Source organism: Citrobacter sp. TBCS-14, assembly GCF_005280805.1.
In the GTDB taxonomy this organism is placed as follows: domain Bacteria; phylum Pseudomonadota; class Gammaproteobacteria; order Enterobacterales; family Enterobacteriaceae; genus Citrobacter; species Citrobacter gillenii.
Genome location: NZ_SZWM01001165.1, coordinates 1 through 1,041 on the forward strand (window position 1 = coordinate 1; position 1,041 = coordinate 1,041).

Sequence of the window (1,041 nt, forward strand, 5' to 3'; positions counted from 1 at the left end):
TTCGATAGCATGAATCACATCAATGACATCACCACCTTGGATAAGGCCATTTCCCGCACTGGCACTGACATCCAGCAATTCAATACGGAATACATCCTTCACCTGCTCATCACCCTCACTAACACTGTTTTTACATACAGTATTATTTTTGAGCTCAGAGGTAAAGAGATCAGCAATTTCAACATCTAAGCTCTTGGCTATATTGCCCAGGGCTTGCTCGGTAAATTGCTTCTGCTTNGTCAAAAGTAATAATTAGACGTCTATCTTCGCTTTTTAATCTATTGTTAATATCATTCATTTCATCTTCAATTAATGAATATTTTTCTGCATCTAACAGTAATTCAATTATTTTCCCTTGTGTCTTGAAATTATCAAGGTTTACAAGTAAATTTGGGTTCTTGCAGCCATATTCTCCTCTGGAGCATACGGCATTCCATATAAAAAAGATCCAAAAACGCTTTATGAATAACTCATCCTTGTGATATGCCTCGAATCCATCAAATTCGAAGTTATCTTTTTCAAAGTTTGTAATATTTAATACATTGTAACTCAAGTGTGTTTTTTGAGCTTTTGATGTTAACATATCAAAAAAACTATTAATTTGAAGAGCTTTATAAAAAGCTGTTTTTCCGGTGCCTTTATCGCCTAATAAAATATTTTTTTCAGGTATAAATAGATCTTCCATACATGGTCTAAAATAGAATAATTTGTTTATATACTCATCAGAGTATTCAATATTTTCAGCATAGAGGTTTGGTAGTTTATCTCTTAAGTCATTTAGTACTTTGTCTTGAATACTTTCTTCTGATTTCGAAATTGTTATATCAGAATTGATTTCATATTCATCATTATTGGCAATTTCTAAAGAATCTATCTCGTTTAATTTACTTAGATGTTCTTCTGCATTAATTGCATCTTTTAATTTGTTTTCTTTTGCAATTAATTGAGGTTTAGATGTAACTTCATATATATATTTGAAGAACTTTTGATATTGAGTGGAACCATTCTCACCATTGATAAAATCGTCTAAATCATCCTTGT

The 1,041-nt window shown here is 31.2% G+C and carries 1 pseudogene; it reads right to left on the reverse strand.

From position 1 onward, the window contains the following. Positions 1-237: pseudogene (locus FDX22_RS24580) on the reverse strand (transcriptional regulator); the annotation flags it as partial. Between the last annotated feature and the right edge of the window lie 804 nt (positions 238-1,041).